Source organism: Nesterenkonia sp. CL21 (assembly GCF_031705515.1).
GTDB lineage: Bacteria > Actinomycetota > Actinomycetes > Actinomycetales > Micrococcaceae > Nesterenkonia > Nesterenkonia aethiopica.
Map to the genome: position 1 here is coordinate 51,889 of NZ_JAUTWR010000004.1, position 20,348 is coordinate 72,236.

At 70.1% G+C, this 20,348-nt stretch carries 14 protein-coding genes; 7 read left to right on the plus strand and 7 right to left on the minus strand.

All coding sequences use genetic code 11. The features are described 5' to 3' along the window. Window positions 1–166: 166 nt before the first annotated feature. Entirely contained in the window at window positions 167–1,813 is a 1,647-nt protein-coding gene (locus tag Q7C18_RS08345; protein ID WP_311024981.1) for an amidohydrolase, read from the minus strand. A 61-nt stretch (window positions 1,814–1,874) separates the two neighbouring features. Then, entirely contained in the window at window positions 1,875–3,185 is a 1,311-nt protein-coding gene (locus Q7C18_RS08350) for an MFS transporter (RefSeq protein WP_311024983.1), read from the minus strand. Window positions 3,186–3,351: 166 nt separating this feature from the next. On the opposite strand from Q7C18_RS08350, the gene Q7C18_RS08355 reads away from it, so the two are divergent. Both Q7C18_RS08355 and Q7C18_RS08360 read left to right on the plus strand, forming a co-directional pair. After that, window positions 3,352–4,350 (plus strand): LacI family DNA-binding transcriptional regulator, encoded by a 999-nt coding sequence (locus Q7C18_RS08355; protein ID WP_311024984.1) that lies wholly within the window; start codon window positions 3,352–3,354, stop codon window positions 4,348–4,350. A gap of 24 nt (window positions 4,351–4,374) precedes the next feature. Next, window positions 4,375–5,262, plus strand: coding sequence for a hypothetical protein (locus tag Q7C18_RS08360; protein WP_311024985.1), 888 nt, complete (start codon window positions 4,375–4,377; stop codon window positions 5,260–5,262). A 4-nt stretch (window positions 5,263–5,266) separates the two neighbouring features. On the opposite strand, the gene Q7C18_RS08365 is transcribed toward Q7C18_RS08360, so the two are convergent. From Q7C18_RS08365 to Q7C18_RS08385, 5 genes are all read right to left on the minus strand, one after another. Then, a complete protein-coding gene (locus tag Q7C18_RS08365; protein ID WP_311024986.1) occupies window positions 5,267–6,409 on the minus strand; it encodes a M24 family metallopeptidase in 1,143 nt (380 codons plus the stop codon). Between the two features lie 92 nt (window positions 6,410–6,501). Further along, window positions 6,502–8,607: a DUF6807 family protein gene (locus tag Q7C18_RS08370; RefSeq protein WP_311024988.1), complete on the minus strand. Its 2,106-nt coding sequence runs from the start codon at window positions 8,605–8,607 to the stop codon at window positions 6,502–6,504. 132 nt (window positions 8,608–8,739) lie between these two features. Further along, window positions 8,740–9,645, minus strand: coding sequence for a sugar phosphate isomerase/epimerase family protein (locus tag Q7C18_RS08375; protein ID WP_311024989.1), 906 nt, complete (start codon window positions 9,643–9,645; stop codon window positions 8,740–8,742). After that, complete coding sequence (locus tag Q7C18_RS08380) at window positions 9,642–10,871, minus strand: dihydrodipicolinate synthase family protein (protein WP_311025119.1); 1,230 nt, start codon at window positions 10,869–10,871, stop codon at window positions 9,642–9,644. The genes Q7C18_RS08375 and Q7C18_RS08380 overlap by 4 nt, the downstream gene beginning before the upstream one ends. Window positions 10,872–10,924: 53 nt before the next feature. Beyond that, entirely contained in the window at window positions 10,925–12,091 is a 1,167-nt protein-coding gene (locus Q7C18_RS08385) for a Gfo/Idh/MocA family oxidoreductase (RefSeq protein WP_311024990.1), read from the minus strand. 110 nt (window positions 12,092–12,201) lie between these two features. Here Q7C18_RS08385 and Q7C18_RS08390 point away from each other — a divergent pair, with 110 nt between their 5' ends. From Q7C18_RS08390 to Q7C18_RS08410, 5 genes are all read left to right on the plus strand, one after another. Beyond that, complete coding sequence (locus Q7C18_RS08390; RefSeq protein ID WP_311024991.1) at window positions 12,202–13,230, plus strand: LacI family DNA-binding transcriptional regulator; 1,029 nt, start codon at window positions 12,202–12,204, stop codon at window positions 13,228–13,230. A 130-nt stretch (window positions 13,231–13,360) separates the two neighbouring features. After that, on the plus strand, window positions 13,361–14,659 hold the full coding sequence (locus Q7C18_RS08395) for an extracellular solute-binding protein (protein ID WP_311024992.1): 1,299 nt from the start codon (window positions 13,361–13,363) through the stop codon (window positions 14,657–14,659). 278 nt (window positions 14,660–14,937) lie between these two features. Next, the gene (locus Q7C18_RS08400; protein ID WP_311024993.1) at window positions 14,938–17,463 is read left to right on the plus strand and encodes a right-handed parallel beta-helix repeat-containing protein; all 2,526 of its coding nucleotides are present in this window, start codon (window positions 14,938–14,940) and stop codon (window positions 17,461–17,463) included. Between the two features lie 260 nt (window positions 17,464–17,723). Further along, complete coding sequence (locus Q7C18_RS08405) at window positions 17,724–19,001, plus strand: ABC transporter substrate-binding protein (RefSeq protein WP_311024994.1); 1,278 nt, start codon at window positions 17,724–17,726, stop codon at window positions 18,999–19,001. Next, window positions 19,001–20,284 carry an extracellular solute-binding protein gene (locus tag Q7C18_RS08410; RefSeq protein ID WP_311024995.1) on the plus strand — a complete coding sequence of 428 codons (1,284 nt, stop codon included), beginning with the start codon at window positions 19,001–19,003 and terminating at the stop codon, window positions 20,282–20,284. The genes Q7C18_RS08405 and Q7C18_RS08410 overlap by 1 nt, the downstream gene beginning before the upstream one ends. Window positions 20,285–20,348: the final 64 nt, after the last annotated feature.

Genomic DNA, 20,348 nt, shown 5'->3' on the forward strand with positions numbered 1-20,348 from the left:
AGGGGGACGGGTGGAGTCAAGGGTCAGGGGAGGCTGTGACGGTGCCGGTGCGGCATCGTGGGATGCCGCGCGGGCGGCGGGGCGCCGGCCAGGGTCCCGCCGCCCCGCCTTGCCATGCTCCCCACCCGCCGCGCCCCGTCCCTTCCGCCGATGGACGGGCTGGGAGTCAGATCCGGGCATGCGCCGTCGTCGCTGGCGCGGTGGACGGGGAGGCATCCACCTTCACCCCGTCGACGAAGGTTCCCACCACGGGGAGGGTGGCGAGGTCCTCTGCTGGGCAGTCCAGAGGGTCGCCGGCGAAGATGGTCAGATCCGCTCGCATTCCGGGAGCCAGGCTCCCCTCACGGTTCGCAAGCCCATCTGCGGCCGCCGCGTGGCTTGTGTAACCTTCCAGGGCCATCCGGGTCGTCAGCGCCTGCTCCGGCTGGATCGGAGTGACGCTCGGTCGTTCGGCGGGGCGCCGGAGCACAGCGTCGGCCATCACGGCGCGTGGGTCGTAGTGGGTGATCGGCCAGTCGGATCCGAGGGCGAGGGTTGCGCCCGCTTCGCGCAGGTCCCGGCAACGCCAGCCGCGGGAGGCGCGCGTCGGGCCCAGGCGCTGGGACCAGTTGTCGCTGCCATCGGCGCAGGTGTGGTGGGTGCCGTGGATCGGCTGCATGCTGGCGGCGACACCGAGGTCGGCGAATCGGGGCACGAGCTCGTCGGGAATCGTCTCGATGTGTTCGATGCGGTGTGTCGCCGTCGCGGTTCTGACGCCGGCCGCCTCCAGCGCGTCCAAGGTGAACCGGACCCCGTGGTCCCCGATGGCGTGCGTGGCGGTGGGGATGCCGCGACGGACGAACTGCGCCAGCGTCTGCCGGTACTGGTCCGTGTCCGTCCATACCGAGCGTGTTCCCTGTCCGTGGCTGTCCGGCTCCTCCAGCCAGGCGGAGCCGTTGTCCACCGTGCCGTCGATGAAGAACTTCACACCGCGGGCCTCCCAGCGGCGACCGCCCGTTCCCTGTGCCCGGATGATCTGCTGGATCTCCTCATGGGTCATTCCGGGCAGCACCATGGGGGAGAAGCGCAGTCGCAGCGGGAGGTCCCCGATGGTTTCGAGGTGATGCATCAGCTCTGCGGTGCCTTCGGTGAAGTCCATGACGTGGGTGGATGTGGTGCCGGTGCGAGCCATGCCGCAGAGCACTGTCAGCAACCGTGCCGCACGTGCGGGGAACGTCTCATCCGGGATGGCGGAGGTGACACGCTCGATCGCGGCGAACTCCACGAGGTAGCCCGTGGGCCTGCCGTCGGCATCGAGGTCGATGCGGGCTTCATCGGGGAACGTCTCCCGGCCGGTGATGCTGGCTGCGCGCAGGGCGGCGGAGTTGGCCACTGCGGAATGCCCGTCCCGCATCCGGAGCAGGACCGGCCGCCCGGCTGTGGCGTGATCGAAGAGCGTGCCGCGGAATCCGGTCGAGGTGAACACGTTGGGGTCCAGGCCCCATCCGAGGATCCACTCGCCGTCGCCCGCCTTTTCGCCGGCCTCGGTGAGGCGCCTCTGGACCTCCTCCAGGGGGCCGACGTCGGTCAAATTCAGTCCGCGGGTGAGATCCAGGCCCAGCACCACGTGGGTATGTCCGTCGCAGAGTCCGGGCGTGATGGTGGCTCCGGGGAAGTCGATGACTTCTGTTGCGGGGCCGTGCAGTGAGGCGAGTTCCTCGGGTTCCCCGATGGCGAGGATGTGACCGTCCGCGAGGGCGAGGGCAGTGCCTGCCTGCCCGTCGGCCAGGGTGTGGATGGCCGAGGCGATGATGATCGTGTCAGCGTGCGGCATGGTTCCTTCTTCTTCCAGCAGGTGGGCAGTTCGATGGGTGGTGAGGTGGGATGGTGGTCGCTCAGTGGGGGCGCGGTGTGGTGTCGGAGATGGCTGACGCGTCGGCAGATTCCGCCTCGGCGGGGAGGGACGGCCCGGTGTCGTGGAGCTGAACGGTCCGGGGTCGGTCGAAGTGCCTGCTGCGCCTCGAGATGATGAACAGTGCGCTGCCGAAGACGGCGCTGGGGACTGAGACGATGAATGCGTACGTCAGGGGTGTCACGAACTCGAGGAAGTAGCCGCCGGCCAGCGGCCCCAGGGCGATGCCGCACATATAGATGGAGAAGACCAGCACCGCGGTGCGTCCGGTGAGATCCATGAGGGCGGCCAAGCCGTTGACGAGCACCAGTACGGCGCCGTAAGCGATGCCCCAGATGACGATGGTCGCGGCGAACACGGTGCCGGACTCGGTGATGATCATCAGGAACTTCGCAGTCGTGCTGACCACGACGATTCCCAGCAGTGACCAACCGCGTCCGAAGTTGGCGAGCATGAGCGGGGCCAGGACCACCCCGAGAAGCCCGCCGATGACCTTCAGCGAGATGAGCACCCCGGTCGTCTCCGGGCTGATGCCGGCGTCAGCGGCCAGGGTGCCGGACATCGCGTAGACCATGTCCTCGGCCAACGACCAGAAGCCCATGGAGAAGGCCAGCACCAGGCCGGCGAGGGTGATGGTGCCGCGGCCGGGAGCACGGGGCGGGCGTGTTGTCTGGGGGCTCTCGTCGGCACTCGACGCATGCCGTGCACCAGGCGTGTTCGGCAGGCCGCGGGCGAGCAGGAGTCCGGCTGCGGCCATCGCGGCCAGCAGGACCAGGAGGCTGCGCAGATCCGATGCGATGACCGGGGCCAAGGCGAGCAGACCGGCCGCGCCCAGGCGGTTGATGACCGTAGCGATCGTCACCGTCCGATCGGGGTCATGGGTGGCGGAGAATGCGGCGGTGCCGGCGGCCAGTGCTGCGCCGCCTCCCATGCCGCCGATGATGAGTCCCACGGCTACAGCCGTCGGCGTCATGGTGGCGGCTCCGAGGGCGTACCCGATGAGCATCGTCGCCAAGCCGATGCGGGCGACTGTGGGCCGATCTGCTCGGGCGATGATCAGGTTGACGGCGAGCATCGCGGCGACGGTGCCTGCGGTCATCCCTGTGGCCAGGGCTCCCGCGCTGGAGAGCGGCAGGTTCAGGTCCGAGATGAGGCGTGAGATCAGGACGGGCACGAGGTTGGCGGCCATCAGGGCCACGACCCACGTGCCGACGAATCCAAGAAGCGTCCGTGCGGGCAGTCGGCGGCTGCCGCGGCGGGAGGGGTGGACGGGTTGTGGTGGTGCGGCGGTCATGGAAACTCCTCGGGCTTTCGGTGCCGGAACGTTCCGGCACGAGTGGATCTAGTGTGACGAAGGCCACGGATGGCGTCAAGTGCCGCGTCGGTGTCGGTCGGCCCGTTGGGGGTGTCATCCGCCTGTGTCGCCGCGGGTCATGGCGAGACGCGCCTACGATGGGGGGATGCCAGAGTCCAAGGCCACCATCGTCGCGATCGCGCATCAGCTCGGCCTGTCCAAGACCACAGTGTCGGATGCGTTGAACGGCACCGGACGGGTCTCGCCGGCCACGGTGGCGCGGGTGCGGGACGCCGCTGAGGAGGCCGGATACGTGGTCAACCGGGCCGCGCGTGCGCTGCGGCAGAAGCGAGCGGGGGCCGTGGGCATCCACCTGCCCGCCGGCTCGCGAGAGCTCGACTTCTACATGCAGTTCACCTTCGGCGTCAGCGACGTCGTCGGCGAGGCTGACCTCGATCTCAGTCTGCTGCACCGTGGCCGCGGCGAGGAGCGTGGCTTCCACCTCGACGGAGCGCTCGTGCTCGACCCGACGCCCGAGGATCCGGTGCTCGCCGCTCTGCTGAGGGCCCGGGTCCCGGTGGTCACGGTCGGCCGTCACCGCGGAGCCGGCGCGGAGCAGGTGGCCGGCATGATCCGGGCGCGTCATGAGGAGCTGCAGCGCGAGGCGCTGGCCACGCTGCCTCCGCGCGGCCGACGCCGCCCGGTGTTCCTCGGGATCGACGAGGGGCTCCCCGCCTCCTGGGCGCTCGAGGCCCGCGCGGCCTATGAGGCCTGGTGTCAGGAGCATGACGTCGAGCCGTGGGTGGTGGAGGTCTCCCCGGAGCTGCGCATCCCGGAGCTGTCCGACCTGGTCGGCTCCGTGGTGAGCGACGGCGCTGATGCCATCGTCTGCTGCGCCCAGGGGTACGCGGCCCAGTCCCAGAGCATCCTGCAGGGGCTCGGGCTCGAGCCCGGCCGGGACGTGGATCTGATCTCCTTCGCCGGTGACGAGCTCCACGAAGTGCGTGAACCACGGATCACCGCTGTCGCGCTGGAGCCGCGGGCCTACGGGACCGCTTCCGCGGACCTGCTGCTGGAGGTCATGGCGCGGCCGCAGGAGAGCGCGCGGATCCGGGATTTCGACGGCGCCCATGTCGTGCCGGCCGAAAGCCCTCCGGGAGGGTGAAGTTGCTATGGTCCTCCCATGGGTATGACACAGACGAGGGGTCCCCACGGATCTGACGTTGGGCGCTCCTCGAGCGGCCTGGCGGCGGTGCTGGTGGCCGCGGTCCCTCTGCTCCTGACCGGCTGCGTCACGTTGTCGGAGCCGGGAGAGCACGACCCTGATTCCGATCCCGACGCGATCGCACCGGCCGAGCAGGACCCTGCTGACGACGGTCGCGCTCCGGGCGACGACGGCCTGACGGTGGAGGCCCTGCTGGACGTCGAGACGTTGGAGACGCTGGTCCCCTCGGGCCGGGACGTCCCGGACGGCTACACCCTGGAGGAGCCGAACGCCTCCGAGGACGACCCCGACTGGACCTGGGAGGACTGGCGCAGTCAGATCGCCGGGGATGACGTCCTCGATGACTGGGAGGCCTCCATTCCGGACGACGCCGACCCCGTGCAGGAGGCGCTGTGCACCGCCTCCATGGCCGAGCACCGCCAGGCGATCCTCGACACGATCGACGCCCTCGAAGCCTCCGACGCCGCGGATGCCACCGGGAACTCCTGGGTCTGGGAGACCTACCGGGGCGAGGACGGGGAGGTCATCGAGGTCACGCTGGAGGGGTATCCGGCCGTCGTCGGCGGTGACCTCGACGAGGCCTGGCATCAGCGCTCCGTGGACTGCTGGCCCGTGATCAACCACGCCCAGGAGGATCCTTACGCTCGACACCTGGAGCTGGACGGGCTCCTCGGCGTCGCGATGGGGTCCACGGACGAAGGCACCGAGATCAATGTGACCGCGGACCACGGCCAGCTGTGGGTGAACTACACGGCGCTCTCAGAGCGGCCCGGCGACGTCGATGCTCTCCTGACGACCGTGCAGGAGATCCACTCACACATCCTGGATCGCCTCGGCGCGCACGCCGACTGAGGCGTCATCGCCGCAGCACGGCCGGCCGTGCCAGCCCGGCGACCTCCACCGTCGGCCAGCGCTCGTCCACGCTGAGCACATCGATCCAGAGCCCGCTGTCGTGTCCCGCGGCCCCGCCGCCGGCGGCGCGCAGCACCACGGTGTCCTCCACCTTCGCGCCCAGGCCGAGCTCCGCGCTCCAACCGGTGGGGTTCCACGCGAACGGCTGGTTCTCCCGGATCAGGTCCGGCACTCCGGGCGCCACGCGAGGATCCCGGCCCTGGTACCCGGCGGCCCCGCCCTGATGATGCTTCGTCCACTCGTCGGCGGGGAACCCATGCCGCACATAGGACTCCTGCAGCGTCTCCAGCACCGACTCCAGACGGGCTCCGGGGCGCAGCGCGGCGAACACGTCGGCCTCCACGCCGAGGATCCGTGCATCCAGGTCGTCCTCCCCGGCGACGGCGCCCCCGAAGCCCACCCAACGGGTCACGTTGGCGATCAGCCCCTGACGGCGCGCGCACACCACCGCCATGGCGCGGCGGCCCAGCGGCGCATCGGTGGGCAGCGGGTGGCGGTGGGCCGCTCGGGACTCACCGTTGACCAGCAGCACCACCGGGTCGGCGCCGGCGGCGATGATCCGCGGCGCCAGGGCGGCGGCCAGCTGCCGCTCGGTGGTCTCCGGGGTGACCTCGGAGAGCACGTCGGTCAGTGCCTTCGCGGAGGACCGGCACAGCGCCCGGTAGCGCTCCACCTCGACGTCCAGCAGCGAGGCTCTCACCGCTCGGAGCTGCTGGGCCGCCCCCGTCTCCCGGATCAGCGTCCAGCCGGCGGCCTGCGGCAGCCAGCCGACGACGTCGTCCACATCGGCGTGCCACGGTAGCTCGTGCAGGCTCACGGTGCCGGCGTCGAGCAGCGCGGCCAGCGGCGCCAGCTCCTCGTCACGGATGCGGGCGAGCTCATTGGTGAACACCCCCACCGAGACGCCGTCGCGGTGCACCACGGCCCGCAGGATCGGGGCGCCGGCGAGGCTGATGTGCACCCGCGCCCCGGCCAGCAGCCAGGAGATCGCTCCTTCGGTGTCCAGCACGACGGCGTCGGCGCCCACCTCCTCCAGCACTCCGGTCAGCCGTGTGTGCTTGGCGTGGAACTCCTGCTCGGGGGTCATGCTCCTCCTCGTGGTGGGGTGATCGGCGTTGCCTCCGCGGTGTGGGCCCTGATGAGCGACGATCAGCGCTCACACGGGCCCGCTGCGCGGACTCATCGTGAGACGCGGGTCGCGGTCAGCTCTGCCGACAGTCTGCTCCCCAGTGCGGCGGCTTCCGCACGGTCCAGCAGACCGTCGACGACGACGGCCCGTACCCGGCGTGCCACCGGCTCGCCCGGGCGAGCCACCACGGGGGCGTCCCAGGCCAGCGACCTGCCGATTCCGGGATAGCCGGAGTATCGCACGAACCAGGGGTCCTCGTCGGCGGAGGCCAGCACCAGTGTGGCCTCCCCGGCTCCCAGATGGGGGGCGACCTGCGCGGCGTCGAAGCGCCCACTGATCGCCAGCCAGTCGCTGACGCTACCGTGGACATCCTCCTCCCCGGAGGCCTGCGCGGTGAAGATCTCGGCCTCCCGCAGGGCGGGAAGCCGCCAGAAGAAGCCGCCGTAGCCGCCGCCTGCGCGCCCGTTGGAACCGGGGCTGCCCAGCGAGACCTCCCGGTCCACGGCCGGTGCGAGAGCGAAGCGGAAGTCCAGCACCCAGGACCGTTCGTCGCGGCCGGTCACCGTGACCTCCCGGTCCTCCTGCAGCAGTGCGGCACCGGTGCGGTCGATCCATTCCAGCTGCTGGGCCAGCCGCTGGCTGTGCGCGTCGTCGTCGAGCTGCTGCGCACGGATGACGATCCGGCCGTGGTCGTCGCGCCAGATGTACCGGCCGTCCTCCCGGGTGTAGGTGCGCCCGCCCCAGAAATTGGTGCCGTCCACATCCTGCAGTGCGACGCCGACGCCCAGGTGCCAGGTGTGGTCCAGCGGCTGCTGATCGGAGACCAGCACTCCGCCGCGCGTGCGCACCCGGTCCAGGAAGGGCCGTGGGGAGTCGGTGGGGGAGATGTCGTCGCCGGTGCGCAGCTCTGCCACGGTCTGCGCCTCACCCCCGTCGGCGCCGGGAAGCGCCAGGGAACCGCTCGTGGCGGCGGGGGCCGCCCAGGGTGCCCCCAGCGAGGAGAACGTGGAGGGGGCCTTCACCGCGCGGGCGGCATAGTCCTCGATATGCGGGATCACCGGGTGCCGCTCGGGGCCAGAATCCACCTGCTCCACATGCTCCTCGCCGATCTGTGCCGGATCCTCCGCGGTGCGGACCGCCTCCAGCACGCGCATTAACGCCCCGGACTCGCGCAGCGGGGAGAGCAGCCTCTCGGCCTCCCCGGTGCGCACGTCGATCAGGTTCTCCAGCAGGTTGCTGCGCTCGAACTCCAGCGTCCGCGGCTCGCCGGCCTCCCCGGCGTTGAACGGCGCCTCCCGGTTGGGCGTGATCTCCAGCCGGTCTTCGGTGTAGTAAAGCACCGCGTGGCCTTCTGTGCCGTAGATCGTCACCCACGGCGGCCGGTGGTCCTCCGGCGCGCAGAGCGTCAGCGCCGCGGTCACGGGGATTCCCTCGGTGGTGCGCAGCGAGACGGTGGACGTGTCGTCGGCCTCGATCTGGTGGGCGTGCAGCAGCTCGGTGCCCAACTGGGCGACGTCGTCGGCGTCCCGGGCGCCGGCGATGTGCAGGGCGGTGCGCACTGCGTGGGCCAACGGGTTGGTGATCACTCCGTCGACCACCTGGACGCCGTCGAGCACCCGTCGGCCCGCCCAGGGAGCGCGGGCGTAGTAGGCCTCCCGGCGCAGCCACAGCCCGGTGGCTCCGACCGCGCGCAACTGTCCGATGGCACCCGGGGCGTGGGGGGCGGCCAGCAGCTCCTCCAGCGCGGGCAGGGCATGGGACCCCAGCGACTGGAAGCCCACCTGGATGCGCCGGCCGAGCCGATCGGCGGCGTCCAGCAGCTCCTCATACTGGGCGAAGGTCGCCGTCGGCGGCTTCTCCAGCAGCACGTCGGCGCCCATCTCGAGCGCCTCCAGTGCGAGGTCCCGGTGCGTGTTGATCGGCGTGGAGACGATGACGACGTCGGGGCGGTGCCCGGCCTCGCGCGCCTCGGTGAGCGTGCGGTGCACCGGGATGTCCCCGCGGACCTCTGGGCCGGGGTCGCTGTAGCTGGCGCCGGCGATCAGCCGAGCCTTGCCCGATGCGGCCAGGCGCTGCAGGTTCAGCAGATGCTGGCGGCCGAAGCCGTCCAGGCCGACCAGCAGCACCGACGTCGGGGCGGATCCTTCAGCGGTCATGGCTCTCCTCGGAGTGACGGGCATATCGAGACTGGCATATCGAGTGGCCACGAATCCCGGCATCTGCTTCCCCGACACGGCGTGTCAGCCGGGAGATCCCGTGGTTCGTGGCCACTCGACGGGTGGGGATGGTCAGACGGCGGCGGACGGGGTGTGCGCGGACGCGGCCGTCAGGAACGGCTCCACCAGGTCGGCGTAGCGCGTCTTCATCGTCTCCAGCGTCACGGCGGCATCCTGGGCGTTGATCTCCTCGTTGAAGATCTCCACCTCGACCGGTCCCGTATAGCCCGCCTCGGCCACCCACCGGGAGATCGTGGGGAAGTCCACATGGCCGTCGCCCATCATCCCGCGGGACTTCAGGGCGTCGGCGGCGATCGGCAGGTTGAAGTCGCACACCTGGTAGCTGGCGAGACGACCCTCGCGGCCGGCGCGGGCGATCTGCTCCTGCAGCTGGGGGTCCCACCACACATGGAACGTGTCGACGACGACGCCGACCGTCTCCGCCGGATGCGGGGCCGCCAGGTCCAGGGCCTCTCCCAGCGTGGAGAGCACCGCACGGTCCGCCGCATACATCGGGTGCAGCGGCTCCAGCACCAGCCGCACGCCGTGCTCGGCGGCGTAGGGCACCAGCTCGGCGATGCCGTCGGCCACGCGGGCGCGGGCGTCCACGATCGACTTGTCCGCCCGGTCGCCCTCCCCGCCCAGCAGGTGCGCGGCGGAGGGGAGCCCGCCGACCACCATGATCAGCTCACCGGTGCCGATGGCGGCCGCCTCACGGACCGCCGCCCGGTTGGACTCCAGCGCGGCGGCCCGCCCTGCGGCGTCGGCCGGGGTGAGGAATCCGCCGCGGCACAGCGTGGTGGCGCTCAGTCCGGCGCCGGAGATGATCTGCGCGGCCTTCTCCGCCCCGCCAGCCTGCTCCAGCAGGTGACGCCAGGGGCCGATGTGGGAGAGCCCCGCGGCGGCGACGGCGTCGACGGCCTCCTGCAGGGACAGCTGCGGGGTGGTGCCCGTGTTCAGCGACAGCTCGAAGCTCATGCGAGGCCTCCGGTCTTCAGCAGGCTGGCCATGCGCTCGGCGGCCAGCTGCGGGTCGGGGAGCAGCCCGGCCTGGTCGGCCAGGACGAAGGTGTGTGCCAGGTGCGGCAGCGAGCGTCCCGCGTGCAGTCCGCCGACCAGCTGGAAGCCGGACTGGTGTCCGTTGAGCCAGGACAGGAAGGCGATGCCCGTCTTGTAGTAGAACGTCGGGGCGCTGAAGATGTGCTTCCCCAGCTCCCGGGTGGAGTCGAGGATGGCGCGCCCGCGGGCCGCATCGCCGGCGTCGTAGGCCTGCAGAGCCGTGGACGCCGCCGGGTAGATGGCGGCGAAGATGCCCAGCAGCGCGTCCGAGTGTGCCGTGTCGTCGCCGTCGATGAGCTCCGGGTAGTTGAAGTCGTCGCCGGTGTAGAGCCGCACGCCCTCGGGCAGAGCGGCGCGCAGGCGCTTCTCGTGCTCGGCGTCCAGCAGGGAGACCTTCACGCCGTCGACCTTCTCCGGGTTCTGCCGGATCAGGGTCAGGAAGGTCTCGGTGGCCTCGGCGACGTCGTCGGATCCCCAGTAGCCGGCCAGCGCCGGGTCGAACATGGGGCCGAGCCAGTGCAGCACCACCGGCTCCTGGGCGGTGGTCAGCAGGCGGGTGTAGACGTCGAGGTAGTCCTGGGCCCCGGAGGCGACCTTGGCCAGGGCGCGGGAGGCCATGAGGATCACCTTCGCCCCAGAGGTCTCCACGACCTCCAGCTGCTCCAGGTAGGCGGCGAGCACGGTCTGGATCCCGGCCTCGCCCGGCTCCACGGAGGCCGGGTCCACCTGGTCGGTGCCGGCGCCGCAGGCGACGAGGTCGCGCACGGTGTGGCCGGCCAGTGCCGGGTAGGTGCCGGCCTCGACGACCGCCGCGGCCTCCGCCGCCGAACGACGGATGAGCTCCTTGGTGGCCTCATAGTCCAGGCCCATGCCGCGCTGGGCGGTGTCCATGGCGTCGGCGACGCCGAGCCCGTAGGACCACAGCTCGTGCCGGTAGGCCAGCGTGGCCTCCCAGTCCAGCTGGGCCGGCGCGCCGGGGACGTTGTCCGCGGACATCACCGGCACCACATGGGCGGCGGCGTAGACCTTCCGGGAGGTCAGGGGCTTCTCCGGGCGGGTGAACGGCCCCAGGGAGGGGTCGGCCTGGCCGGTCATGGTGTACTCCACGGTGCTGCCGTCGAGCGACGGCAGCGTCAGCGTGGGCAGGGGCGTGGTCTGCTGCGCGGGGGCGCTGGCAGCGCTGGTGGTGCTGGTGGTGCTCACAGGGTGATCTCCGGGATGTCGAGGGTGCGGCGCTCGGCGTGGGACTTCAGGCCGAGCTCGGCGAGCTGGACGCCGCGGGCGGCGGAGAGCAGGCCGAAGCGGTGCTCACGGCCGGCGACGACGTCGGCGAGGAACTCCTCCCACTGCAGCTTGAAGCCGTTGTCCAGCTCGGCGTTGGCGGGGACCTCCATCCACTGGTCGCGGAAGGACTCGGTGACCGGGAGGTCCGGGTTCCACACCGGCTTCGGCGTGTGGGCGCGCTGCTGGGCCACACACTTGTTCAGGCCGGCGACGGCGGAGCCGTGGGTGCCGTCGATCTGGAACTCCACGAGTTCGTCGCGGTAGACGCGCACCGCCCAGGAGGAGTTGATCTGGCCGACCACCTGGTCGCCCTGCGGGGTCTCCAGGTCGAAGATGCCGTAGGCGGCGTCGTCGGCGTCGGCGTCGTAGGGCTCGCCGTTCTCGTCCCAGCGCGTGGGGATGTGGGTGGCGGTCCTGGAGGTGACGGACTTGACCGTGCCGATGATGCCTTCGAGCACGTAGTTCCAGTGGCAGTACATGTCAGTGGTCATGGAGCCGCCGTCGGCCAGACGGTAGTTCCAGGAGGGGCGCTGGGCGGGCTGGACCTCGCCCTCGAAGACCCAGTACCCGAACTCGCCGCGCAGGGAGAGGATGCGGCCGAAGAAGCCCTCGTCCACCAGGCGGCGCAGCTTCACCAGGCCGGGCAGGTAGAGCTTGTCGTGGACGACGCCGGCGGTGATGCCGGCGGTCTTGGCCTGGCGCGCCAGGTCCACGGCCTCCTCGAGGGTCTCGGCGGTGGGCTTCTCGGTGAAGATGTGCTTGCCGGCGGCGATCGCCTTGGACAGCGTGGCGGGGCGCAGGGAGGTCATGGAGGCGTCGAAGACGATGTCCACTGACGGGTCGTTGATGGCCCCGTCGAGGTCGGTGGTCCAGTGCTCGACGTCGTGCCTGGCGGCGAGCTCCTTGATCTTGGACTCGTTGCGACCGACGAGGATCGGCTCGACGGTGACCTTGGAGCCGTCGGCGAGCGTGATGCCGCCCTGGTCGCGGATGGGGAGGATGGAGCGCAGCAGGTGCTGGCGGTAGCCCATCCGGCCGGTGATGCCGTTCATGGCGATGCGGAGGACGCGGGGCTCAGTCATGGAATCGGGGCTCCTTGCAGGGGGTCTGGCGGGGCGATGATGTTGGAATGCGCTTTCCACGGTAGTATCGCTCCAAAGAGTGTGTCAACTGTCACAGGCAGGAGCTTCAGATGGCTGTCCGTCTGGCCGACGTGGCCAAGGCCGCCGGGGTGTCCCAGTCCACGGCCTCCCGAGTGCTCAACGGATCCACCCGTCGGCCCAAGCCCGAGATCGCCGACCGCGTGCGCGCGGCCGCCGAGGAGCTGGGCTATTTCCCCAATGCGCAGGCGCAAGCGCTTGCCCGGTCCTCGGCCGGCCTGATGGGCCTGATCGTCCATGACATCGCCGATCCGTACTTCTCTTCGATCGCCCGCGGGGCGCAGCGCGGCCTGGCCGGGACCGGCGTCCAGCTCATGCTGGCCTCCACGGAGCGCGAGGCCGCGGCGGAGGTGGAGGCGGTGCGCGCCTTCATGTCATACCGGACCGATGCGATACTCCTGGCCGGCTCCCGCGGCATGGAGGACGACGCCCTGCTGCAGAAGGTGCTGGAGACCTATCAGGACAACGGCGGGAAGGTCTCCATGATCGGTCAGCCCTTTCCGACCGCCGGCGGTGTGCAGATCGACAACGAGGCCGGGGCCGCCGCGCTGGCCTCCGAGCTGCTCAAGCTTGGGCACCGGCGCTTCGCCGTGCTCAGCGGAGAGCAGGAGCTGTCCACCTCGGCGCAGCGCTCCGACGGGTTCATCGCCAAGCTCAAGGCGGCCGGCGTCGTTCCGGAGGTGGTCAAGGAGGGCACCTTCACCCGCGACGGCGGCTACTTCATGATGGGCGAGCTCATCAGCTCCGGTGCGGTCTCCGCGGCGGAGGGGTCTGAGGGGGGCGCGCCGCTGTGCGTGTTCTGCGTCAACGACGTCATGGCGCTGGGTGCCCTGGCGGCGATCCGCGAGGCGGGACTGCGCGTTCCCGAGGATGTCGCGCTCGCCGGCTTCGACGACATTCCGACGCTGGCCGACCAGTTCCCCTCGATCACCACCGTCCGGCTGCCCCTGGAAGAGATCGGCCGGATGACGGCGTCGATGACGCTGGCACCCGGGGATGCCGAACGCCGCATGGTGGTGGAGGGCGCCCCCGTGCTCCGGGAGAGCACCCGGCTGCCCTGAGGCCCCACCGACCCGCCGATACGCCGTCTCCGCCCCGTGGTGGTTGCCTTCGGGGATCATCATTGACCTGTGAGGTGAGTCACCTTAGATTGTCAGGACAAGGTGAACGATCACTCTCCAGGGGGACATCATGGACCATCGCCGTTCCACGCCCGTGCCGCGCCGCCGCCGTCGCGCCACGGTTCTGACCGCCGGCCTCGCCGCCGCCACGCTGGTGCTCGCCGGCTGCGGAGGACAAGAGGGCGACGACGGCGACGTCACCCTCCGCTTCGTCTGGTGGGGCTCGGACGCCCGTCACCAGAACACCCAGGAGATCATCGATGCCTTCGAAGCGGAGCACCCGCACATCAGCATCAATGGAGACTTCGGCGACTGGGACGGCTACTGGGATCAGCTGGCCACGCAGACCGCCGCCGCCGATGCCCCGGACATCATCCAGATGGACGAGCTGTACCTGCGCGAGTACGCGGACCGCGGCTCGCTGCTGGACCTGGACGAGGTGGACACCTCGCAGATGGATGAGACCGTGGTGGACAACGGCCGCACCGAGGGCGGCCTGTACGGGGTGACCATCGGCATCAACGCCTTCACCGTCCTGGCCAATCCGGACCTCTTCGAGGAGGCCGGGGTGGACATGCCGGACGACACCACCTGGACTTGGGGCGACTACCGGGACATCGCCGTCGAGCTCAGCGAGGGCCTCGACGGCGCCTGGGGTGCTGGCGGCTTCGACGAGACCGGCGGATTCCAGACCTGGGTCCGCCAGCAGGGCGGACATCTCAGCGATGAGGACGGGCAGCTCGGCTTCACCGCGGAGGATGCCGAGAGCTACTTCGAGTACCTCGTCGAGCTGCTGGAGGCCGGAGCCACGCCGTCGGCCTCCGCGCTCGCGGAGGACCAGGGAGTGGGGCCGGATCAGTCGCTGACCACCGCCGGCCAGGTGGCGATGCGCGCCTGGTGGTCCAACCAGTCGGTGGCGCTCTCCGAATCGGCGGGCACCCAGCTGGAGCTGCTGCGGTTCCCCAGCCACACCGGCAGTGCCGAGGATGCCATGCCCTGGTACAAGTCCTCGATGTTCCTCTCCGGCAGCGCGACCACCGATCACCCGGAGGAGGTCCAGCAGTTCATCGACTTCTTCGTCAACTCGGAGGAGGCCGCGCTGATCGACATGGCCGAGCGTGGCATCCCGCCGAACAACGAGATCCGCCAGGTGGTCACCGAGGAGCTCGACGGCGCCCAGCTGGTGATGGCCGAATACATCGACCAGATCGAGGGGGAGCTCGGCCCCTCTGAGCCCGTGCCGGCCATGGGCGGGTCTGCGTTCCAGCAGATCCTCTACCGGTACCAGGACGAGGTGCTCTTCGACCGCATGTCCCCGGCCGACGCCGCGGCGGCGATGGTCTCCGAGATGGAGTCCGAGATCCGGTAGCGGGCTGCGCGCCTCTGTCGCCCTGCCCCGCGCGCCCCGTCGCACCTGTCCCGCTCCGCCGCACCTGTCCCGCTCCGCCGCGCCCGCCCCGTCCAGATCTCTGATCCCCACGCAGATGCGAGGGGCTCGAGAATCTGGTCGGGGCGCGCGGGGGCCATTCCCGCGCTGTATCGCCGCATGCCGCATCGGCACCGGAAAACGCTCTCCTCAGCATTGAGCAGTGACTCACCTCACACATAGGGTCAGGGGGTCCTACCGCCCACTCCCTGAGGAGATCCATGGATTCCCCACGCCGCCGCATCCGCCGCGCACCGCTGGCGCTGCTCACCGCCTCGGCGCTGCTGGCCACCACGATCACCGGCGCCACTGCTGCCACGGAGAGTGCCACCGGCCCCGAAGACGCCGACCGTTGGCACACCGCCCACGCCGGAGTGGGCGCCGGCGGCGAGGTCATCACCCACGACGACGGCACACTCACCTTCGACGCCGTCGGCAACAGCGGCAAGATCGCCGACTCCGAGGACGGCTTCTGGTACCACTACACCGAGGTCGACCCGGAGACGGAGAACTTCACCCTGGAGGCGACCTTCGAGGTCGAGGACGCCTCCGGCAAGGACAATCAGTCCGGGTTCGGGCTGATCGCCGTCGACGACTTCATTCCGAACTCCGGCGCCGCCCGGTACTTCAACTCCGCCGGGACGCAGGTCGCGAAGTACCACACCAGCCTCGACGGCGAGACCGGCACCCGCTACGGCACCCCCGGCGGGAAGGTCGTCCACGGCTATACGGAGGCCCCCACGCAGAACTCCTCGGACCGGGACATGACCGATTCCCGGGCCTTCGACTGGCACCACAAGGACGGCCTCGCGGAGGGGGGCAACACCAACCCGCCCCGGTTCGAGGCCGGGGACGTCTACGAGCTGAGCCTGCGGAAGTCCAACACCGGGTTCCACGCGATCTGGCACCGCGATGGCGAAGAGCTCGAGTCCATCAGCTACGACCCGGACATGCTCCTGGTCCAGGACGAGGAGCGCTACTACGTCGGGCTGTTCACCGCACGCAACATCCGCACCGCCGTCACCGACTGGAGCTTCACCACCATCCATCCGGACGACGACGAGGATCCGCTGGAGCGTCCCACCGAGCAGGTGACACCGACCCTGTCCACAGACATCACCAGCACCACCCCGCATGCTGAGATCGAGGTGCCGCTGCTCGCCGACGCCTACGGCGAGGCCGTCATCCTCGACGAGGACGGCGAGGAGGCCACCGAGACGGTGGGCCTCGAGCCCGGCCAACGCGAGCTGGTGGAGCTCGCCGGACTGGAGCCCGGGGACAACTCCTTCACCGCCCGGCTGACCCCACACGAGGAGCAGCTGCACTACGAGGACTGGGAGGAGCTGGCCTCCACCGATCCGGTGGAGCTGGAGTTGAGCTTCCATGTGGCCCGCTACGGCGACCCGGGAGAGTCCCTCCACGTGGCCCCGAACGGCGACGCCGACGGTGACGGCACCCAGGCGGACCCGCTGGACCTGCCCACCGCGGTCGCCTATGCCCAGCCGGGTCAGCAGATCGTGCTGGCCGAGGGCACGTATCGGCCGCAGGAGGCGATCGTCGTCGAGCGGGGCCGCGACGGCACCGCCGAGCAGCCCATCACGCTGATGTCCTCCCCCGAGGGCCGCGCCACCCTGGACCTCTCGGAGTCCTCCACCGGCGGCCTGGTGCTGCGGGGCGACCACTGGCACCTCCATGACCTGGAGATCACCCGCTCGCGCGGCTATCAGAAGCCGCTGCTCATCCAGGGCCACCACAACGTGATCGAACGGATCGAGACCCACCACAACGGGGACACCGGACTGCAGATCTCCGGCAACGGCAACGAGCCGTTCGAGATGTGGCCCTCCCACAACCTGGTGGTCTCCTCGGAGTCGCACAACAACGCGGACCCCAACGTCAACGACGCCGACGGCTTCGCCGCCAAGCTCACCGTGGGGGAGGGCAACGTCTTCCGCCACACGATCTCGCATCACAACATCGACGACGGCTATGACCTCTATGCGAAGTCGACCACCGGGTCGATCGGCACCGTGACCATCGAGGACTCAGTGGCCTACAGCAACGGCTGGCTCGAGGAGCAGGGTCTGGACGTCCTGCGCCAGGGCAACGGCTTCAAGCTCGGCGGCGAGTCCATGCCGGGGGACCACCTGCTGCGCAACTCGGTGGCCTACAACAACCTCTCCCACGGGGTGACCTCGAACTCCGGCCCGGATGTGCGCCTGCAGGACGTCACCACCGTGGGCAACGGGTTGGTCTCCGAGGAGATGGGTGGGTCCGGCATCCAGCTGCACACCAACGCGCCGGAGACGGCCTATGAGATCACCGGTGCGCTGTCCTGGCGGGGCAGCCGCGAGGACTCGCTGCAGCTGGACCAGGAGGACACCTCGCTGTTGCAGGACCCGAGCAACTACTTCGACGGGCAGCGGGCCGGTGAAGACGACTCCCGCCCGGCGGAGGTGACCGAGGACTGGTTCGAGTCCGTGGATGTCGACGGCGTCCGCCCCGAGATCGGTGAGGACGGTTCGGTGCAGATGCACGGTCTGCTGGAGCTGACCGACGTCGCCCCCGAGGGCACCGGCGCGCGCATCGGCGCCATCGAAGAGCCCACGGTCATCGAGCTGATGCCGGAGGTCGGCAGCGGCTCGGGTGACGGCGGCGCGGGCGACGGCGACCGCACGCCGCCGCGCGGGCCGGGCAACAACAACGGCAAGGGCCATGGCGCCGGGGAGCATCCGGTGCACGGCTGAGCGACGCTGCCGGCGCTGCCCACGCCCCACCCAGATTCTCGATCCCCAGGCAGGTGGTCGGGGCTCAGCGATCTGGGTGGGGCGTGTCGGTGCATCGGGCGATGTGCGACGGGCATCGCCGAGTATGAATCGATTCATTGACTGTGCTGTGTGTCACACATAGCCTGATGGGCAACCTGATCGCTCAGGAGCGGGGCGCGAGATTGAATCGTTGCACTTCAGACTCGGTGCCCCATCACCGCACACATGAGGGGACACGCATGAAGCACAGGAAGCTGGTCACGCTGACCGCGGCCGCCGCCGTCGGGGCCGTGACGCTCACAGCCTGCGGCGGCGCAGACGGCGGAGGAGACGCCGGAGGGGACGAGGAGGTCCACCTCCGTGTGGCCTGGTGGGGGTCCGACCACCGGCACGCCAACACTCAGGCGATCATCGACGACTTCACCGAGGAGCACCCGCACATCACCATCGACGGCGAGTTCAACGACTGGACGGGCTACCAGGACACCCTGGCCACCCAGGTCGCCTCGGGCGACGCTCCCGACGTCGTGCAGCTCGACGACGAGTTCATCCGTGAGTACGCCGACCGCGGCGCCCTGCTGGAGCTGACCGACGTCGACACCTCCGGCATCGACCCCACGATCGTGGAGGGCGGCCAGTCCGACGGTGTCCAGTACGCCATCCCCACCGGCGTCAACGCCCTGGTCATGATGGCCAACCCGGAGCTCTTCGACGAGGCCGGGGTGGAGATCCCCGATGACACCACCTGGACCTGGGACGACTTCATCGACATCTCCTCGACCATCCAGGAGGCGACCGGCGCCTACGGCACCAACAACCCCATCGCCCAGACGCTCATGGTCTGGCTGCGCCAGCAGGACAAGGGGCTGTTCACCGAGGAGGGCCAGCTCGGAGCCGAGGCCGAGGACATCGAGGAGTACTTCACCTTCCTCGAGGAGCTCATCGACGAAGGGGGCCTGCCGAGCGCCTCGGAGATGGCCGAGGAGGAGTCCGCCGTCATGGAGGACTCCCTGATCGCCACCCACCGCGCCGCCATGGGCATGTCCTGGACCAACCAGCTGCCCGCCCTGACCGAGGCGGCGGGAGTGGACCTGATCCCGCTGCGGTTCCCCAGCCCCACCGGTCAGGCCGAGGACAACGGCCTCTGGTTCAAGAACACCATGCTGCTGGGCGCCACCGCAGGCAGCGACCACCCCGAGGAGGCGCAGCTGTTCATCGACCACTTCATCAACTCGGTGGACGCCGGGAGGCACAACATGATGGACCGCGGCCTGCCGTCCAACGACGAGGTGCGCGAGGCCGTGGTCGAGGAGGTGGACGGCCAGGACCTCGTGGTCGCTGAGCTGGTGGACGAGCTCGGGGATGAGATCTCCTCGGCCGAGCCCATGCCGCCGGTCGGGTTCACCGGCATCTCCGACGAGCTCTCCCTGCGCAGTCAGGACGTCTTCTTCGGCCGCATGGACGCCGATGAGGCGGCCGAGTCCTTCGTTGACGCCGCGAACCGGATCCTCGAGTGATGGACGCCCGCACCGCACGCCTGAGCGGCGCTGCGCTCGCCGCCGTCGTGGCCCTCACGGGCTGCGGCGCCGGCGGTGCGGGCGACGGGGACGCCGACGCGGCAGACGCGGACGTCACGCTCCGCTTCGCCTTCTGGGGTTCGGACACCCGGGTGCAGAACACCGAAGAGATCATCGAGATCTTCGAGGAGGACCACCCGCACATCGAGGTGGTCATCGAGTACAACGACTGGGACGGGTTCTGGGACCAGCTGGCCACCCAGTCCGCCGGAGGCCAGGCGCCTGACATCTTCCAGATGGACGCCCCGTATCTGCGCGAGTACGGGGAGCGCGGCGCCCTGATGGACCTCTCGGCGGTGGATCTGGGCGCCATGCCGGAGGAGGTCATCGAGTCCGGCACAGTCGACGGCGAATACTACGGGCTGGCCTCCGGAGTGAACGCGGTGGCCGTGGTGGCCAACCCGCGGCTCTTCGAGGAGGCCGGCGTCGAGATGCCCGACGACTCCACCTGGACCTGGGACGACTTCGCGCAGATCGCGGAGCAGATCAGTGCGGAGCTCGACGGCGTCTACGGCGCCTCCGGACCAGCCGAGCCGCAGTCGCTGCAGGCCTGGGTGCGCCAGCAGGGCGCCCAGCTCACCGACGCGGACGGTCAACTCGGGGTGGAGGTCGAGCACCTCGAGGAGTATCTGCGCTTCACCGATGAGCTGCGCCGGTCCGGGGCCTACCCTCCGGCGGAGATCATGGTGGAGGAGCTCACGGCCCCGCAGGACCAGTCGCTGGAGGCCACCGGCGGCGCGGCGATGGCGTTCAGCTGGACCAATCTGCTGGGTGCCCTGCGGGATGCCGGCGGGGAGGAGCTGGAGCTGCTGCGTCTGCCCAGCCCCACCGGGGAGGTGGCGGACGCCCAGCAGTGGTACAACACCGGCATGATCTCCGCCTCAGCGACCACCGACCATCCGGAGGAGGTCGTGGAGTTCCTGGACTTCTTCGTCAATGACCTGCGCTCCGCGGAGATCAACATGACCGACCGCGGCCTCTCCGCCAACACGGAGATCAGGCCCCAGCTGATGGACAGCATGGACGAGGCCAATGCGGCCGCCACGGAGTTCATGGACGCCATCGAGGACGAGCTCGGCGAGCCGGTGCCGGTGCCCGCCACCGGATTCGGGCAGCTGGCCGACGTCATCCACCGCTATGAGGCCGAGGTGTTCTTCGAGCGCATGACCCCGGCCGAGGCGGCGGAGGCCATGCACGCCGAGTTCGAGTCCACCATCGGCTGAGGACGGCCGACGCCGGCCCGGTCCGGCAGAAGACGCGTCGTCGGGTCCCTGTGATCCGCCCGGC